This window comes from Polaromonas sp. (genome assembly GCF_012927455.1).
GTDB lineage: Bacteria > Pseudomonadota > Gammaproteobacteria > Burkholderiales > Burkholderiaceae_C > Polaromonas.
Window position 1 is genome coordinate 85,376 of the sequence record NZ_JABBPE010000004.1, and the last position, 15,951, is coordinate 101,326.

Annotated in this window: 15 protein-coding genes; 8 read left to right on the forward strand and 7 right to left on the reverse strand. The window is 61.4% G+C overall.

Going from position 1 to position 15,951, the window contains the following annotated elements:
* The first annotated feature begins 163 nt into the window (after nt 1–163).
* Nucleotides 164–1,360, forward strand: a complete 1,197-nt coding sequence (locus HHJ18_RS05655) for an alpha/beta hydrolase (protein WP_296912492.1) — start codon at nt 164–166, stop codon at nt 1,358–1,360.
* Between the two features lie 82 nt (nt 1,361–1,442).
* Here HHJ18_RS05655 and HHJ18_RS05660 read toward each other — a convergent pair whose 3' ends face one another.
* Both HHJ18_RS05660 and HHJ18_RS05665 read right to left on the reverse strand, forming a co-directional pair.
* Nucleotides 1,443–2,735 (reverse strand): FIST N-terminal domain-containing protein, encoded by a 1,293-nt coding sequence (locus HHJ18_RS05660; RefSeq protein ID WP_296912495.1) that lies wholly within the window; start codon nt 2,733–2,735, stop codon nt 1,443–1,445.
* Nucleotides 2,736–2,998: 263 nt separating this feature from the next.
* A complete protein-coding gene (locus HHJ18_RS05665; protein ID WP_296912497.1) occupies nt 2,999–3,901 on the reverse strand; it encodes a PhaM family polyhydroxyalkanoate granule multifunctional regulatory protein in 903 nt (300 codons plus the stop codon).
* A gap of 275 nt (nt 3,902–4,176) precedes the next feature.
* On the opposite strand from HHJ18_RS05665, the gene HHJ18_RS05670 reads away from it, so the two are divergent.
* Nucleotides 4,177–4,545: a TraR/DksA family transcriptional regulator gene (locus HHJ18_RS05670; RefSeq protein WP_296912501.1), complete on the forward strand. Its 369-nt coding sequence runs from the start codon at nt 4,177–4,179 to the stop codon at nt 4,543–4,545.
* Nucleotides 4,546–4,685: 140 nt separating this feature from the next.
* Nucleotides 4,686–5,291, forward strand: coding sequence for a MarC family protein (locus HHJ18_RS05675; protein ID WP_296912503.1), 606 nt, complete (start codon nt 4,686–4,688; stop codon nt 5,289–5,291).
* A gap of 69 nt (nt 5,292–5,360) precedes the next feature.
* Here the strand turns inward: HHJ18_RS05675 and HHJ18_RS05680 are convergent, their stop codons facing one another.
* Nucleotides 5,361–6,365 carry a fumarylacetoacetate hydrolase family protein gene (locus HHJ18_RS05680; RefSeq protein ID WP_296912506.1) on the reverse strand — a complete coding sequence of 335 codons (1,005 nt, stop codon included), beginning with the start codon at nt 6,363–6,365 and terminating at the stop codon, nt 5,361–5,363.
* Nucleotides 6,366–6,542: 177 nt separating this feature from the next.
* Between HHJ18_RS05680 and HHJ18_RS05685 the strand changes: the two genes are divergently transcribed.
* The gene (locus HHJ18_RS05685) at nt 6,543–7,736 is read left to right on the forward strand and encodes a DUF3108 domain-containing protein (RefSeq protein ID WP_296912509.1); all 1,194 of its coding nucleotides are present in this window, start codon (nt 6,543–6,545) and stop codon (nt 7,734–7,736) included.
* Nucleotides 7,737–7,904: 168 nt separating this feature from the next.
* The gene (locus HHJ18_RS05690; protein ID WP_296912512.1) at nt 7,905–8,186 is read left to right on the forward strand and encodes a DUF3567 domain-containing protein; all 282 of its coding nucleotides are present in this window, start codon (nt 7,905–7,907) and stop codon (nt 8,184–8,186) included.
* A gap of 113 nt (nt 8,187–8,299) precedes the next feature.
* On the opposite strand, the gene HHJ18_RS05695 is transcribed toward HHJ18_RS05690, so the two are convergent.
* Both HHJ18_RS05695 and HHJ18_RS05700 read right to left on the reverse strand, forming a co-directional pair.
* Nucleotides 8,300–8,902: an SCO family protein gene (locus HHJ18_RS05695; RefSeq protein WP_296912515.1), complete on the reverse strand. Its 603-nt coding sequence runs from the start codon at nt 8,900–8,902 to the stop codon at nt 8,300–8,302.
* A 50-nt stretch (nt 8,903–8,952) separates the two neighbouring features.
* Nucleotides 8,953–10,839 carry a multicopper oxidase domain-containing protein gene (locus HHJ18_RS05700; protein ID WP_296912518.1) on the reverse strand — a complete coding sequence of 629 codons (1,887 nt, stop codon included), beginning with the start codon at nt 10,837–10,839 and terminating at the stop codon, nt 8,953–8,955.
* A 180-nt stretch (nt 10,840–11,019) separates the two neighbouring features.
* On the opposite strand from HHJ18_RS05700, the gene HHJ18_RS05705 reads away from it, so the two are divergent.
* Nucleotides 11,020–11,289, forward strand: coding sequence for a hypothetical protein (locus HHJ18_RS05705; protein WP_296912520.1), 270 nt, complete (start codon nt 11,020–11,022; stop codon nt 11,287–11,289).
* Nucleotides 11,290–11,341: 52 nt separating this feature from the next.
* On the opposite strand, the gene HHJ18_RS05710 is transcribed toward HHJ18_RS05705, so the two are convergent.
* Nucleotides 11,342–12,472: an AbrB family transcriptional regulator gene (locus tag HHJ18_RS05710; RefSeq protein WP_296912522.1), complete on the reverse strand. Its 1,131-nt coding sequence runs from the start codon at nt 12,470–12,472 to the stop codon at nt 11,342–11,344.
* A gap of 157 nt (nt 12,473–12,629) precedes the next feature.
* On the opposite strand from HHJ18_RS05710, the gene HHJ18_RS05715 reads away from it, so the two are divergent.
* Nucleotides 12,630–13,532, forward strand: coding sequence for a ChaN family lipoprotein (locus HHJ18_RS05715; RefSeq protein WP_296912525.1), 903 nt, complete (start codon nt 12,630–12,632; stop codon nt 13,530–13,532).
* A 51-nt stretch (nt 13,533–13,583) separates the two neighbouring features.
* Here the strand turns inward: HHJ18_RS05715 and HHJ18_RS05720 are convergent, their stop codons facing one another.
* Nucleotides 13,584–14,924 (reverse strand): aminotransferase class III-fold pyridoxal phosphate-dependent enzyme, encoded by a 1,341-nt coding sequence (locus HHJ18_RS05720; protein ID WP_296912528.1) that lies wholly within the window; start codon nt 14,922–14,924, stop codon nt 13,584–13,586.
* 162 nt (nt 14,925–15,086) lie between these two features.
* On the opposite strand from HHJ18_RS05720, the gene purU reads away from it, so the two are divergent.
* Nucleotides 15,087–15,935 carry a formyltetrahydrofolate deformylase gene (gene purU / locus HHJ18_RS05725; RefSeq protein ID WP_296912532.1) on the forward strand — a complete coding sequence of 283 codons (849 nt, stop codon included), beginning with the start codon at nt 15,087–15,089 and terminating at the stop codon, nt 15,933–15,935.
* Nucleotides 15,936–15,951: the final 16 nt, after the last annotated feature.

The window sequence follows — 15,951 nt, forward strand, 5'->3', positions numbered from 1 at the left end:
CCCGTGGGCTCCGTCAGTTGCTTGATCAAAAAAAACTTTGTTGTCCTTTTTTTGGTAACGCAACGCAACGCGACGCGACGCAACGATAACGGCGCTACCGGGACTTACGCAAAGTTTTCTCAAGCTTGCTCACCCTCCACAACTTGTAAAAAAGGAATCTTTCATGCCTCAATCTTTTGCCTTCAAGAAAAGCCGCCTCGACCGGCCCGGTGCATACACGATGTCGCCAGCAAACCAAGTGTTGCGCCGGGTCTTCTTGAGTGCCACCGTGGGCACGCTTGCTGCCCTTGGCGGATGTGGCGGTAATTCATCGGATGACTCGCCTGGCCTATCTGGCTCCAATCGCTCCAATGGCGCTGCATCGAACACCGATCCCGGCGCTGTAGCAACGGCCACCTCGCAGACTATGCCAAATTCGCGCATGCAGGCCGTGCTGGACCAGCTTGCCGCATTAGGCGCCAAACCGATTGAAACCTTGACCGTTGCGCAGGCAAGGACTCAGCCGACGCCTGCTGATGCGGTGAAGGCCTTATTGGTCAAAGAAGGAAAAAGTACCGCACCAGAAGCTGTCGGCAGTGTCGTGGAGACCACCTTCCCAGGACCCGCTGGCCCCGTTCCCATCAGTATCTACACGCCCTCGGGACCCGGTCCATTTCCAGTGGCCCTGTATATACATGGAGGCGGTTGGGTGATTGCTGATCGCAAGGTGTACGACAGTTCAGCACGCGCCCTGACCAATGCGTCAGCTGCCATCATCGTGTCGACCGATTACCGCATGGGCCCTGAAATTAGGTTTCCGGCGGCGCACGACGACACCTTTGCGGCCTACCAGTGGGTGCGCGCCAATGCGCGCCAGTTCAATGGCGACCCGGCCCGCGTGGCGGTAGTGGGCGAGAGTGCGGGCGGGAACCTGGCCGCATCCCTCACGCTGCGCGCGCGCGACCAGGGCGTGCCCTTGCCGCAGTACCAGGTGCTGATCTACCCGGTGACGAACTATGCGTTCGATACCCCTTCGCAGCTTGGCAACACTGCCACCTCGCCGTTGGGCACAAAAGCGCTGCCGTGGTTTTTTGAGCGTTACCTGAACAGCCCGGCCGATGGCGCCAATCCGCTGTTTTCGGTGCTGCGCAACAACCTTCAGGGACTACCGCCAGCCACCGTGATCACCGCCGATATCGACCCGCTTCGCTCCGAAGGTGCTGCGTACGCACAAAAGCTCATCGCGTCGGGTGTGAAGGTTGACTACCGCAACTACAGCGGAGTCACGCACGAGTTTTTCGGCATGGGAGCGGCACTCGATGACGCCAAGCAGGCGGTGGCACAAGCGGCAAACGGCTTGAAGAAGGCATTTGGTAATTAGCCGAAGCCCAGGAAGGCCTGCGGACCGATGCGGATCAATGCGCATCAGGATCCGGGGCTTCATTTCCTAGCCAAAAATGGATTCAGTCGCCGGCCGTGAACACGGTCAGCACGCCGGTGTAGCCATAAAGGTGGTGGCGGGCAATTTCACCGCCTGCAAAAAAGCCCACCAGCGGCACGTCGCCCAGCGCGCGCCGCACAATCTGCAGCTCGGCGCTGGGCGCGCCAAAGTGCGGCCCGCCACGGCCCGAACAGCTGACGTAAATCGCGCCGGCAATGCGCCGTGCCGCGTGCGGCGCCGCTTCGGCCGGCGCAGCATTCAGGGCATTGGCGACCTCGCGCGTAACTTCTTCCGGCTCCAGCTCCTCACGGATTTCGGCGCAAATGCGGACCAGGTCGATACGCGCGGCCGCGGCGTTGCGTTCGCAAAAAGCCAGCCGCATGCCGACGACGGGCGCCTCGGCAATCGCAATACCCCTGCGCGCCGGATCCAGCCCTATCAGGTGGCGCACCAGCACCTCCGCGCCAAACTGGCCGGCATGGCGGGTCGGGCCATCGTTCAGGGCATCGGCGGAGCAGCTAAGCCCGACCAGCGTGCCGCGTACCTTGGCCAGCGCCTCGCGCGGCTGGTCCAGCGAAATGTTCAGATCGGCCAGCAACACATCGAGCGCGGGCTGGCCGTCCAGGCCGGTCACCACGTTAGCGTCGCAAGCGGTAATTTCGTGGTGCGGCGACACCGGCCGGCAGCCTTGCGTGACACGCGACATCAGCGCCATGGCGCCGGAAGGATCGCGCGCAAACGCCACGCCGCTGAGGCCGCCGCTAAACACTCCGCCGGCCGCGCCCTGGCCCTTCACATTGCCGTGTCCGCTCAGCGCAAATTGAAGCGTGCTGGAGCGGCTGGACGCCAGCCCGCCAAAGATGTAGCCGCTCTCGGTACGCTCGGCCATCTCGGCAATCAGCTCGGCCACATCGGGCGTGGAAGCTTCGGCGTGCACCAGCGCGGTATGCGCCTTGAAGAGCCCGCTGCTGACCGGCGGAAGCGGCGAGACGCCCGAGAACACGCGGTACTGGTCGTGCGGTAATTGGCACAACATCACAGCCAACGCGGGTTCGTCAAAATACTCGACGTTGTTGGCCGCGATGCCTACGCCCACGGTGCCGCTCCAGTCGGTGATGTCGGGCAGCTCGGCGCTAAGGTGGTCAAGAATGTCCTGCGCCTGCGCGGCGTAGTGGTCGGTGATGTAGAGCAGCGCCAGCGTGGGCGCGCTGGCATAGGCGGGCAAGGCGAGGTAGGCGCGCAACTGCGCCAGCACCAGGCCGGCGGCCATCTGCCACTGCGGATGGGTGGCGTGGCCGTAGGGGAAAAGCTTCATGGCGTCTTTGCAGGCAATTTAACGGTGGGCACCAAGCTTGGCTATGTCAACTTAAACGCCATCCTGCCGAAGCCGGGAAGGTCGCCTGGTTGTGTACCCAAAGGGCTGGGTAGGTTTAATAACGTAGTTTGCCTCAATTCCTGGCGCGCCCACTACACCGTCGCGGGAACCCCTAGGCGCATCAGTGATGCAGAGGGCTGCTGGCTGACGAGCAGCTTTCCCCTCGCCGGAATCTGTCAGTCGGCCACTGACTGCAAGAAGATTCAACGCGCCGTTTTGCGAGCCGCCTTTTTGCTGGCCGGTGCGCTTGATTTTTCCTTCGCTGCCGCCTTGGGCTTGGCCGGCGCGGCGGCTTTTTTGGCGGCTACCGGCGTGGGCCACGCCTGGCTGCTGCGCAACGCGCTGTTCATGGCCGCGCGTGCGCCGCCTGCGCTTTTGTCCGCCGCCTCGGTCAAGCCCTTGGCAATACCCGTAGCCATGTCGGTGGCTGATTTCATGGCGTCCTTGGCCAGCCCGGCGGCGATGTTCTTCGAGGGGTCGACGCCCGTCTTTTTGGCGGCGTCCTTCATCGCGTCGGCGGCAATCGTCTGGAACTGCTGGGTCAACGCGCCCCACCACTGCATCGGATCGACCACGCCGCCGAGACTGGCGGGCGCTTTGCCGGCGGGGGTCTTGGCTGCGTCGGCGGTTGAGGCGGCTTCATCAGCCGCTTCCGCGCGGGGCTGGTCGCTGACCGCCTTGTTGGCCTGAAAAGCCGAAGGAGGAATCTCCAGGCCGGCAAATGACTTGGACTTGTCAAGCGCGCCCTGCGCGCTGCCAGCCATGCTGTCAGCGACCTTGACCTTGAAGGCGTTGGCCATTTCGCTCATGTTGAAGTTCATGCCCTTGAGCGTGGCCAGCGTCATCTTCTGCACCTCCAGCGCCTGGATGGTGGCCTTCAGCGCCATGGCATTCTGGTCTAGCCAGAACTGCACCGCCTTGAGCTCCTGAATGCGCTTGTCCAGCTCTTCGACGTTGAGTGTGGGCGCAATCCAGCTGCCCAGGCTGGGCATTTGCATGCTTGGCGTGGCGCTGCCGGCCGCCTGCTTCGTCAGGTTTTGCAAAAAGTCAAAGCCGGGCACCAATTTGCCGAAATCTGGAAAAGAAGGCTGGTCTGCGTTGCTCATGAATGTCTCCTGCGCGGGTTGCGCTGTTGCATCTGTTGGGTAAGCTGCGTCGCACCAGAAGTAGTGAACCAGCCCGTGGAAGGCGCCTTTATTGTGCAACGCCGTGGCGCCGCGTCAACCGGTTTTTTTGCCGGATCCGCCGCGGAAAATGAAGGGGCGTCTTTCCGCCTTTTTCACTACGCAGCTGAACATCACTATTGATCTGCATCAAAGCCGCTATTTTGTGCCGGCAGCATCATGAACAGACATCCACAAAGATAAAAGGAGTTGCAAACATGGACTCACAACAAGCGACCCCTTATCGACAGCAGTTGCAGGCTCTTCATACGGCGCTGCTAACGCAAATTGTCGAGCAGCGCGGCGGCGTGGTCGGGCGGGCGCAAGCCGCAGCAGATCATTTTGCAGACGCCGAGGATTCAAGCGCGCAAATGGCGACCTCGCGGCAGCTGGAGTTTGCCCTGGGAGAGCGCGAAACCGACGAACTGGCGGCGATCGACGCCGCGCTGGACCGCATTGAAGCGGGCGTCTACGGTGATTGCGCGGACTGCGGCGTGGCCATCCCCGCTGCCCGACTGCATGCCAGCCCCGAAGTGCTGCGCTGCATTGCCTGCCAGGAGAAGGTGGAAAGCCTGCTTGCCGGCTGAGACTTCAGCCCGCGTTTTTTCACCCTTCCGGCCCAGGCCTGAGTCCGCTTCCGTTTTTCGCCGGGGCGCTACCCGGGGGACTGCTATCCTTTGCCGGATGCGCAACCCCTTTCATTTCGCCTTGACGGCAGACTGACCTCATGGCTTACACCTTTGCGTCGGCCACGGTTTTGCTGCTGCTGATCACCGATCCGTTTGGCAACATTCCAATCTTCGTCAACGCGATGCGCGGCGTCGCGCCCGAGCGGCGCATGTGGGTCATCCTGCGCGAAGTACTGATTGCCTTTTTGCTGCTGCTGGCTTTCATGTTTATCGGCGATGGTTTTTTGCGCCTGATGAACCTGAGCGACTTGTCGCTGCAGATCGCCGGGGCGGTGGTGATGTTTCTGATCGCGCTGCGCATGATCTTTCCCTCGGAACAGCTAGAACCCGCGCCGCTGCAGGGCGAGCCACTGATCGTGCCACTGGCCATTCCGGCTCTGGCCGGGCCGTCGGCGCTGGCCACGGTGATGCTGCTGGTGTCGCAAGCGCCGGCACGCCGGCTTGAATGGATTGCCGCGCTGTGTGTAACCATGGCGGTGTGCGCCGTGGTGCTGGTGCTGTCAGAGCGGATTCAGCGGGTGGCGGGCGACCGCGTCATGATGGCGTTTGAGCGCCTGATGGGGCTGATTCTGGTGGCCATCTCGGTCGAGATGCTGCTGCGCGGCATACGGCTTTTCGTGACGCAAATCGGCAGCGCGGCCTGAGCGCTCCAAGGCGCCGCGCCGGATAGCGGCGGGTCAGTTGACGGGCTACACGGCAGGTCAGGCGGCATGTCAGGCGGCTTCGACCACTTTCTGGTCAATCGCACCAAATACCGACTGCCCGTCCTTGCCTTTTAGTTCGATGCGTATGCGGTCGCCAAACTTCATGAAGCCGGTTCTGGGCTTGCCGTCTTCAATGGTTTCAATCGCTCGCTTTTCAGCAATGCAGCTGTAGCCATGGCTCCAGTCCTTGTTGCTGACGGTGCCTGAGCCGACGATGCTGCCGGCGCGCACGTTGCGGGTTTTGCACAGGTGCGCAATCAGCTGACCGAAGTGAAAGGTCATCTCGGGCCCGGCCTCGCACATGCCGACCTTGCGGCCGTTCCAGCTGCTTTGCAGCGTCAGGTGCAGGCGGCCCTTGACCCAGGCATCGCCGACTTCGTCTGGCGTGACGGCCACCGGGCCGAAGGCGGTGGCCGGTTTGCTTTGAAAAAATCCAAAGCCCTTGGCCAGTTCATCGGGGATCAGGTTGCGCAGCGATACATCGTTGACCAGTGTCAACAGCCGAATGCCTTCGAGCGCCTGCGCGGGCGTGGCGCCCATGGCGATGTCGGCCGTGATCACCGCCACCTCGGCTTCAAAGTCAATGCCGAAGTCTTCGCTGGCGACCACGATGTCGTCGCAAGGGCCTATGAAATCGTCACTGCCGCCCTGGTACATCAAGGGGTCGCCGTAAAACGACGCGGGTACTTCGGCATTGCGCGCCTTGCGCACCAGCTCGACGTGGTTGAGGAAGGCCGAGCCATCGGCCCACTGGTAAGCGCGCGGCAGCGGCGCCATGCAGCGCGCCGGCTCGAACGGAAAGGCATGGCGCGCCAAGCCGGTGGAACTGCCGTCGCCGGCCCGGTTTAGCGCCTCGTACAAGTCCTGCAGCTGCGGCGACATGAAATTCCAGTCGTCCAGCACCTGCTGCAATTTGCCGGCAATGCCGGTTGCGTAGTGCGCCATAGCGAGGTCGCGAGACACCACCACCAGCTGGCCATCGCGTGAACCGTCTTTGTAAGTTGCAAGTTTCATCGCTATTGTTCGCTGCTTGGTTGGGGTCGCTGTCGGGTTGGGATCTGCTGCACGCCAGATTAAACACCCGATTGTGCTGCGCTCCGGCGGCACCCGGCGTGCAGCCCGTAGAACCTGAAGTTACGACAAGTAAAATCAACGGCTCTGCATGCAGTGGCAGACTTCAGCGCATGCCCCATGAACCGCCTATTGAACACCCCCTCAGTCTTGACTCGCACGGCGCCGCCCTGGCGCGCGCTGCTGGCGCTGGCTGCGCTGGTACTAGCCGCGCACACACTGGTGCTGCAAGGCAGCCCCAAGCGCTTTGGCCCGGATCTGGAACCGGCCGCGCGCCCGCCCGCCAAATCCTTCGTGACGCACCGCATCGAGGCGCTTCCGCCTGAACCGACCGTGCCGGCGCCCGTGGCCAGCGTTCCGGCCAAGCCGATTGCCAAAGCCGCCGCGAAACCCGTCAAAAAGCTTTTATTGGAAGGAAAAGAGGCTGCAGCCCAACAACCACGAGCACAAGCAGCTATTGAATTAATAGCACCGGAGATCCCTCCAACACCCGAGGCAGACGCGGCGCCGCTGGCTGGCGAGCCCACCGTGCCGGCCGGGGACAGCCTGCCCGCCCCAAGCACGGACCTAGCTGACGGCCCCGCCGACCCGGCAGGCAGCGTACCGCCCTTAGCGCCCGCCGCCAGTGCCACAGCAGCGCCACCGGCTGGTCCCAGCCAGACGCCGGTCACGGCGATGGCGCTGCCCGCCAGCGCCCGACTGAGCTATGCAATGAACGGCAGCGCCAAGGGGCTGAATTACCGCGCCGATGCCGAGCTGGACTGGAACAATGCCGGCAGCAGCTACGACGCGCGCATGACGGTCAGCGCGCTGTTTTTGGGTTCGCGCAGCCTGACCAGTCGCGGTCAGATAGGCGACCAGGGTCTGGAGCCGCAGCGCTTTTCCGACAAGGCCAGGAGCGAGGTGGCCGCGCATTTCGAGCCAGACAAAAACCTGATCAGCTTTAGTGCCAACACGCCCAGCGTGCCGTGGATCAAAGGCGCGCAAGACCGCGTCAGCGTTTTCCTGCAACTCGGCGGCATGCTGAAAGGCAACCCGGCGGGCTTTCCGCCCGGCTCCAGCATTTCGATGTACACCGTGGGGCCGCGCGATGCAGACACCTGGACCTTTCTGGTGGAGGCCGAGGAAACCCTGAAATTGCCGTTTGGCGCGCTGAACACCGTCAAGCTGTCGCGCCAGCCCCGGCGTGAGTTCGACCAGAAGGTGGAAATCTGGTATGCGCCCGCCCTGGGCTACCTGCCGGTGCGCAGCAAAATTACCCAGCACAACGGGGATTTCGTCGATCAGCAACTCAGCGCTCTGAACAAATCCTGAATACTGTACTGAACACCGGCGCAAAAACTGGCGCGATGGCTGACGCGCTTAAGGCAAAAAACACGCCATTCCTGTGACTTTTTTCGCACACTTTCTGCAGATAGCGGCTTACCCTGTCCTCTTGAATTTTGCGTCATCGTTGCTATATGAACGGCAAGGATAAATATCATGCAAATGCTTTACGACTCGGACTCTTTTGTGGTGGTGCAGATTCACGCGAACGCACCTGAAGAATCGGCGCCCGCCCCTGCCATCCCTGAACTGGCCCGCCACGGCTTTGAAATCGTGGACAAACGCTCCGGCAAAGAGGTGTATTTGGATGGTTCGTGGGCCGAAATGTTCCAGCAGCGCCTGAGCGCCTGGGCCAAGGACACGCCGACCCAGGAAGAAGTGGAAGAGATGCTTGAAGGCTACAGCGGCTTGGCGCACACGCCTATTTCCCTGCACTGAACTGCGGTCGGCCGCATGCCTTTCCTCAAGGGCTGACGCCTTTTTTTCGAAGACGTGCGCGCCCAGCCTGCAGGTAGACCGGAAATGAGCCAATCGTGGACAGGTAGCCGATCTCAAGCCAGTTCAAATCGGATCATCCGCGCAATCGCCTTTCCCGAGGTAACCGCAGACGCATGAGCCCAACTACCCATCCGCTCGTTGCCGATTCGCAGCATGCCGGAGTGGTTAAAAATGTTTGCGTCTTCCTTAGGCGATTGCTGGACAAAACCAAGTCCACGCCGGACACGCTCGATATTTGCTTCCTTGCCGGTCAGGAAGGTCCACCCTTTGCCGACTTTTTGAGCATTCATGTAATTGCGCAATGCTTCGGGATCGTCATGCAGAGGCGTGAGGGAAATTGAATAGAAATGGATATCCTTCGCAAAATCACCCAAAAGACGTTGCGCTTCCAGGATGTTTTGCGTCACGGGCGAGCAGATGTCGGTGCAGGCGGTGTACATGAAGTTGATGACGACCTTCTGGTTTTTCAAAACGTCGTCGTAGAACGCCACCTCCTTGCCGGTGTGCGTCCGCAGCGCCACATTGGGAAAGTGATTTTGACGTATCTGTTCACGCGGGTCCTGCGCGGAAGAGGTCCGTGCAGCGGCCATTGCTCCGGCACCGGCCAGAGTGACGGCTGCGCCGACGAGCAGGCTTCTTTTTTCAAGATTCATCATGGTATTTTCCGAATATTTTGAATGGTGATGAGGTACTTTGATGCCACAAGTCAGGGGGTTGGATTCGTGTCACCCACGTCCTGAACTGCAAAAAGCAGCATCATGGCGTGATCCTCATGGACCACGTTGTGGCAATGCATCGGATACACGCCACGGTAGTCGGAAACTTTGACCACATACTCGACTTGATCCCGTTCACCCAGCCACACCACGTCCTTGCGCGAATACTCCTGCGAAGTGGCGGTGATGGCAACGCCGTTGCGTTTGACAATTCGTCCTTCAACGAAATGGTTGTGGATCGGATGCGACCAGCCCCAGCCGGTTTTGAATATCCAGCGCTCGGTGGAGTTGCGCTTCATGGTAAAGCGCACTACATCACAGCTCAGCGGTTGGCCATTGACATTCCATTGACCGTTGCTTTTGTCGAAATCGAACGTGCGGGTGACTATTGCTGTTTCGAGCGGCGGAAGCGTGATCGGCGCAAAATCCAGGATTGCGGCAGGGTCACGACTCGCGTCCGCCGCTACCGCTCCGATACGGAACTCGACCAGCACATTGGCCGGATTGCCGGGCGAATTAAGGCTGGACTCCGGACCGTCGCCCTTGGTCTGTACCAGGCGGTTTTCGAGCCACAGCCGGGTTGCGCCCGGCGCTGCGCCGCCGGCTGCCGTGAGTTTGTTGAAATCAACGATGATGTCCGCGCGCTCGGCCACGGCCAGCTTGACGCTGGTCACCTGAAGAGGTTTGGGCATCAGATTACCGTCGTTCGTGATCCGCCAGTAGGGAATCGACTGCGCAAGATTGTCCGGATTGGTCAGGAAAAGCTGGTAAAAGCGCGACGGCCCCATGTCCAGCAGGCGCAGGCGATACCTGCGTTTGGAGACATTGAAGAATGGCTGCACCTTGCCGTTGACCAGGTACTTGTCGCCCAGATGGCCTGTGGTGTCGAAGATGTCAAACGCAGCCTGACCAGTGGTGGGGTCGATCGCCAGGTCGGTAAAGATCATCGGAATATCGAACTGCGGAAAGCTCGGCAAGCGAAAGCCGGTCGTCTCGTCGCCCGTGTCATATTCGTTGAACAGGATATGAAACCCTGCCAGGCCTTTGTAGACGTTTTCTGCGGTATGGCCTTCGCGGTGGTCGTGATACCACAGCGTTCCCAGCGTTTCACGCACATCTCCGTCGGGCGTTCCCGTGTTGGTAAAGCCCGCACGCTTCATGTTGTAGTAGTAGTCATAGTACTGGCCGGGAAAGTAGAACCGACCCTGCGTCAGCGGGTTTTCCGCCGTTGCACCCAGGCCCGGATCACACGGCCCGCCATCACTGTCCGGCGCGGAGTGGAAATTGTGCGTGTGCGTCGAAATCTGGTTTTTGCCGAAGCCGCCGCTAGCTGCCCCGGTTGGCAGGTTGTTGAAACGGCGCACCAGAACCGCTGTATTGGCGCCCGCCTGATACCGGCTCACGATGGTTGGCATCGGCGTCATCGGCTTGTCCGTACTCAGGTCGGAGCCACCGAGATTGGCGCCCCAGAAATTCACTTGCGGCTGCAAATTCGGATGGATCGACACCGCTGGAACTGCGCCGAAACGCTGGGCAAAAAATTGTTGTGGCGGATTCAGGCTACGGAACTGGTGCGACTCGCCACGGCCTTCGTAGGGAATGCCAGTAGCCGGGTTTACAGCGCGGTTCGGTGCCTCGGTGGGTTGCTGGGCAAAGGCCGGATCGGTCAACGGTCGCTGCGGCAGCAACGGCGTGACCGGCATTGCCTCCAGGAACGGTGTTGTTGCCGGGCTGCCGTTCCATGGCAACCCATTCCGCGTCCAGGCCCCAGCGACACCGGCAAAGGCGGCAGACGTCGCTGCTACACCCACCTGTAGGGCAATACGGCGTCCGGGACTATTCAGAGCTTCTACAGGTGAAAGAAACTTGTTGTTCATTTTTGGCTTGCCTTTTCATTTCATTTCAGTTGGTACGCGGTACGCAGTGAAAATTGAACTTTCACTGTTTCGATTTCAATTGAAAGCGAACGTGAGCGGTACCAGAAATGCACCAAGTTTTTTGGCGGAATATTCCTTATCGCACGGCAGTTTTTTCTCACAATGCGCGCGCAGCACCTTTTGATTGATGCAAGAACCGTTTCAGATGCAGTTGCGGGTCGAACCGGCCTGCCTGCGCAGGGTGATCCGCGGCTGCTCGGGCAGGTGCTCGACAACTTGCCGGGCAATGGCTGGGAGTTCAGCGCCGGGCGGGCTTGCACCCGCATCGCTTTCGGCCGGCAAGCGGGCCGCGCAGGTGAGCCGGTTTACTTTGTGCGCGACAGCGGCGCCGGGTTTGACCTGGCCCAAAAACTGTTCGCGGCCTTTCAGCGCCTGCATAGGGAAAAATGAAGGCGCATCAATAACCGCCTGAGCCGTGGCGTTTTGAAACCGCAGCTTTTATTTACCGCTTTTCCAGGTAAAGCCAGCGGTACATCGGCTCTGCCAGCAGCAGCACCGCCGCCAGCCGCGTGACATGAAACGCCGTCACCACTGGCACCCCAAGCTGCAGCACCTTGGCGGTGATGGCCATCTCGGCAATGCCCCCCGGCGAAGTCCCCAACAACAGCGTCGCCCAGTGCAACTGGGTGACCTTTGCCAGCAGCCAGGCCAGGCCGGCGCACAACACAATCATGGCGACCGTGGCCAGCGCCACCGAAGCCAGCCAGCGCGGCGCCATATGCACAAAGCCACGGGTAAAGCGCACCCCCAGGCTGATGCCAATCAGCAGTTGCGCGGCATTGCTCAGGCCTTGCGGCAGCGCTGACAGCGTGATGCCGCTGGCCGTCAGCAGCAAGGCAACGGTGAGCGCGCCAATAAACCACGGGTTGGTACGCTTGAGCTTGAGCATCAGCCAGCACCCGCCGCCCGTCAGCACGGCCAGCAGCGCCAGCCCAGGCGCGCTCACTTCGCGCGCCCCCGGCAGCGTGCTGTCCAGGCCGTGCAACCCCGCCCACTGAAAACCGAAGGGAATGATCAGCGTGACCAGCAGCACGCGCAGGCTGTGCGCCGAGGCCACCAGATCGGTCTGCGCGCCGTGGCGCTCACCCATCAGCGTCATTTCCGAAGCGGCCCCTATGGGCGCTGCAAAGTAGGTGGTGGTGCGCGACAAGTCCAACACATGAAATTTCGCGCGCCACGCTGAAGGCGCCACCCCGACCGAGCCGGGCCGGTGGTGCAGCCAATAAAGCCACTCGCCGAAAACCAGCCCAAGTGCCAGCGCCCAGACAATATTGAGCGCAATCGCCCACCACAGGCCGGCCACCAGCGCGACGACTTGCGGCGTGAAATACAGGCCGAGCGCGCAGCCGATGATCCATTGGCCGGCATTGCGCAGCGGTATCCAGCTGGCGGTCGGGCCGCCCAGCATGGACGCTGCGGCCGTCAGCACCAGCGGACCGATCATCCAGGGCAGCGGAGTCCCCAGCATCACGCACAAGCGGGCTGCAGCCCAGGCCAGCAGCAGCGTGCCGATAACCCGGGCGATGGGCGCTTTTGAAAGCAGGGAAAATCGTGTGGCGGTTTTAAAAGGCATGAAACTTAGTGGAAAACCGGCGGACAGGTAGGACAACAGAGCAATCTGACTGGATTTGGGGTAGAACCGCCGCAAAACCGGGGTTAAACCGGGCTTACACCGGGTTGATACGCACGCAAAGCATTAGTATCCACCGATGTCTTACATCCATCCAAAATTGAAATTACTTGCTTCCTCACCACGCACCACGTGTTTTGCGCTTTGCGCCGCTGCGCTGCTGCTGGCTGGCGGCTGCGCCGGCCGCCCCGAGGCGCCCATCCTCCAGTTGTCTAGCGGCAGCGCCGCCGCGGCCATCAGTAGCCGGCTCAATGCCGTGCTGCCTGCCGATGTGCTGCTGCTGGGTGAGCAGCACGATGCGAAGGAACACCAGCAGATCGAGCAGCAAGTGATTGCCGATCTGGCGGGGCGCGGCCTGCTGGCAGCGGTGGCGCTGGAGATGGCCGATACCAGACTGAGCACAGCCGCGCTCAAACCCAGCGCGACCGAGCAGCAGACCCGCGATGCGCTGAAATGGAACGACAAGGGCTGGAAGTGGGAGGCTTATGGACCGGCGGTGATGACGGCGGTGCGCGCCGGCGTGCCGGTGCTGGGCGCCAATTTGCCGCGCACCGAGCTGCAAGCCAGCATGGCCGACAGCACGCTGGACGTTTTATTGCCGGGACCGGCGCTGAAAACGCAGCAGCAAAGCATCCGCATCGGCCACTGCAACATGCTGCCGGAAAGCCAGATCGCGCCCATGACGCGCATTCAGATTGCCAAGGACGTGACCATGGCCAACACGCTGAGCCAGGCGGCCCTTCCCGGCAAGGTGGTGGTGCTGCTGACGGGCAGTGGCCATGCCGACCGCCTGCTGGGCGTGCCGCTGCATCTGCGGGCCGACCTGACAACCAAGTCGGTTTTGCTGCGCGCCGTGAATGCCCACGGCGACGGGCCGAAGGCGGCTTTTGACAGCATCTGGCCGACGCCGGCCGTGCCCGAGGTTGACTACTGCGCCGGGCTCAAGGATCAACTGGCGCCGGCCGTCAAACCCAAGCCCGCCGGCGCCATGACCCCAAATTAAGCCAAAACCTGCCGGAGTGAGTCGTCTTGGGCGGGGCCGTGCGGCCGGCGCTCAGGCGTTCTTGCGAATGGAAGCGGCCACCACCTCGACAATGCGCTCGATGTGCTCTTTCTCAATGATGTAGGGCGGGCAGATCACGATGTTTTCACCGGCCGGTCGCACCAGCACGCCGTGGTGGTAGCAGTCCATGAAAATGTCATAGGCGCGCTTGCCCGGTGCGCCGCTAATTGATGACAGCTCGACCGCGCCCGCCAGCCCGAGGCTGCGAATGCCGATCACGTTGGGCAGGCCCTTGAAGCCGCTGTGCACGGCGTCGCCCAACAACTTTCCCATCTCGCCGGCGCGTTCAAAAAGTTTGTCCTGCTTGAACAAAGTGAGCGTGGCGATGGCCGCCGCGCACGCCACCGGGTGGCCCGAGTAGGTGTAGCCATGAAAGAACTCCACCGCATAGTCGGGGCTGTTGGCATTGGCATTCATCATGGTGTCGTAAATGCGGTCCGAGCAGATCACGCCGCCCAGCGGAATCACGCCGTTGGTCACGCATTTGGCAAAATTCAGCATGTCCGGCACCACGCCGTAATAGTCGGCGCCGAAGTTGCAGCCCAGCCGGCCAAAGCCGGTGATGACCTCGTCAAAAATCAGCAGGATGCCGTGCTTGTCGCAGATCTCCCGCAAGCGCTTCAGGTAGCCCTTGGGCGGCAGGTACCAGCCGGCACTGCCAGCCACCGGCTCGACAATAACGGCCGCCACATTGCTGGCGTCGTGCAGCGGCAGGATGCGGTTTTCCAGCTCCAGCAAAATGTCTTCCTGCCACACCGGCTCTGCACCATTGATATAGGCATGGTTGACTGGGTCATGGATGAAGCGCATGTGGTCAACGCGCGGCAGCATGGCCGAACCATAGACCTTGCGGTTGGCCGGAATGCCGCCCACGCTCATGCCGCCAAAGCCGACGCCGTGGTAGCCCTTCTCGCGGCCAATGAATACATTGCGGTGCCCCTCGCCGCGAGCGCGGTGGTAGGCCAGCGCTACTTTCAGCGAGGTATCAGCCGCCTCTGAGCCGGAATTGCAAAACAGCACCTTGTTCAGGTCGCCCGGCGCCATGGCGGCAATCATTTCGGCGGCCTTGAACGCCTGGTCGTTGCTGGCCTGAAACGCCGTCGCATAGTCCAGCGTGTCGAGCTGCTTCTTGATGGCTTCATTGATGGGCTTGCGGTTGTGCCCGGCACCCACGCACCACAGACTTGAAATGCCGTCCAGCACCTGACGACCGTCGTGCGTCGTGAAGTGCATGCCGTCGGCAGCCACGAAAATACGCGGATCTTTCTTGAAGCTGCGATTGGGGGTAAAGGGCAACCAGTGGTGATCCATGTTGAAGTCTTGATAGGCCATGTCGGTCTCCTGCGTCAGTTGGTGTTGAAGATGCTCGAATGCGAGGCAGACCTGCATTCTGGCACTCTTGCGGCTGGCATACGGCTGGCATACGGCTGGCAACTCGCCGCTGACCGGCCCAGAAGCGCGTTGGCGAACGCCACCTGCGACAATCCATCCCCTATGAATCACGCTTATATCCTGACCCTGTCCTGCCCCGACCGCAGGGGTATTGTTCATGCCGTGTCCGGTTTCCTGTTCGAAAACGGCGGCAATATTGAAGAGGCCGCGCAATTCAACGACCATGACACGGGCCTGTTTTTCATGCGCGTGCAGTTTGCCTGCGAGCAGTTGGCGCACGAGCAACTGTCCGCCCGGCTGGCGGTCTTTGCCGAGCCTTTCCAGATGGAGTGGAAGCTGCACGACAGCGCGCAGCCGATGCGCACCGTCATTCTGGTCAGCAAGGAAGGCCATTGCCTGAACGACCTGCTGTTTCGTGTCAAGTCGGGCCTGCTGCCGCTGGACATCCGCGCCATCGTCTCCAACCACCGCGAGTTCTACCAGCTCGCGGCCAGCTACAACATCGCTTTTCACCACCTTCCGGTGACGGCGGCGGGCAAAGCGCAGGTCGAGGCCAGGCAGCTGGAGATCATCGAGTCCGAAGGCGCCGAGCTGGTGGTGCTGGCGCGTTATATGCAAATCCTCTCACCCGCGCTGTGCGGCAAGCTGGCGGGCCGGGCCATCAACATCCACCACTCGTTTCTGCCCAGCTTCAAGGGCGCCAAGCCTTACTACCAGGCGCATGACCGCGGCGTCAAGCTGATAGGCGCCACCGCCCACTATGTGACGGCCAATCTCGATGAAGGCCCGATCATCGAGCAGGATGTGGCGCGCGCCGACCACAGCAAGACGGTGGAAGACCTGACCGCCATGGGCCGCGACACCGAGAGCCAGGTGCTGGCGCGGGCGGTAAAATGGCACAGTGAACACCGGGTTCTCCTCAATGGTCACAAAACTGTTATTTTTAAGTAACCCCCACGCTCCCCAC

Excerpts from the sequence above, each read along its gene's own strand:
- HHJ18_RS05655 (WP_296912492.1), top strand. The coding sequence starts at position 164 with ATGCCTCAATCTTTTGCCTTCAAGAAAAGCCGCCTCGACCGGCCCGGT.
- HHJ18_RS05660 (WP_296912495.1), bottom strand. The coding sequence starts at position 2,735 with ATGAAGCTTTTCCCCTACGGCCACGCCACCCATCCGCAGTGGCAGATG.
- HHJ18_RS05665 (WP_296912497.1), bottom strand. The coding sequence starts at position 3,901 with ATGAGCAACGCAGACCAGCCTTCTTTTCCAGATTTCGGCAAATTGGTG.
- HHJ18_RS05670 (WP_296912501.1), top strand. The coding sequence starts at position 4,177 with ATGGACTCACAACAAGCGACCCCTTATCGACAGCAGTTGCAGGCTCTT.
- HHJ18_RS05675 (WP_296912503.1), top strand. The coding sequence starts at position 4,686 with ATGGCTTACACCTTTGCGTCGGCCACGGTTTTGCTGCTGCTGATCACC.
- HHJ18_RS05680 (WP_296912506.1), bottom strand. The coding sequence starts at position 6,365 with ATGAAACTTGCAACTTACAAAGACGGTTCACGCGATGGCCAGCTGGTG.
- HHJ18_RS05685 (WP_296912509.1), top strand. The coding sequence starts at position 6,543 with ATGAACCGCCTATTGAACACCCCCTCAGTCTTGACTCGCACGGCGCCG.
- HHJ18_RS05690 (WP_296912512.1), top strand. The coding sequence starts at position 7,905 with ATGCAAATGCTTTACGACTCGGACTCTTTTGTGGTGGTGCAGATTCAC.
- HHJ18_RS05695 (WP_296912515.1), bottom strand. The coding sequence starts at position 8,902 with ATGATGAATCTTGAAAAAAGAAGCCTGCTCGTCGGCGCAGCCGTCACT.
- HHJ18_RS05700 (WP_296912518.1), bottom strand. The coding sequence starts at position 10,839 with ATGAACAACAAGTTTCTTTCACCTGTAGAAGCTCTGAATAGTCCCGGA.
- HHJ18_RS05710 (WP_296912522.1), bottom strand. The coding sequence starts at position 12,472 with ATGCCTTTTAAAACCGCCACACGATTTTCCCTGCTTTCAAAAGCGCCC.
- HHJ18_RS05720 (WP_296912528.1), bottom strand. The coding sequence starts at position 14,924 with ATGGCCTATCAAGACTTCAACATGGATCACCACTGGTTGCCCTTTACC.
- purU (WP_296912532.1), top strand. The coding sequence starts at position 15,087 with ATGAATCACGCTTATATCCTGACCCTGTCCTGCCCCGACCGCAGGGGT.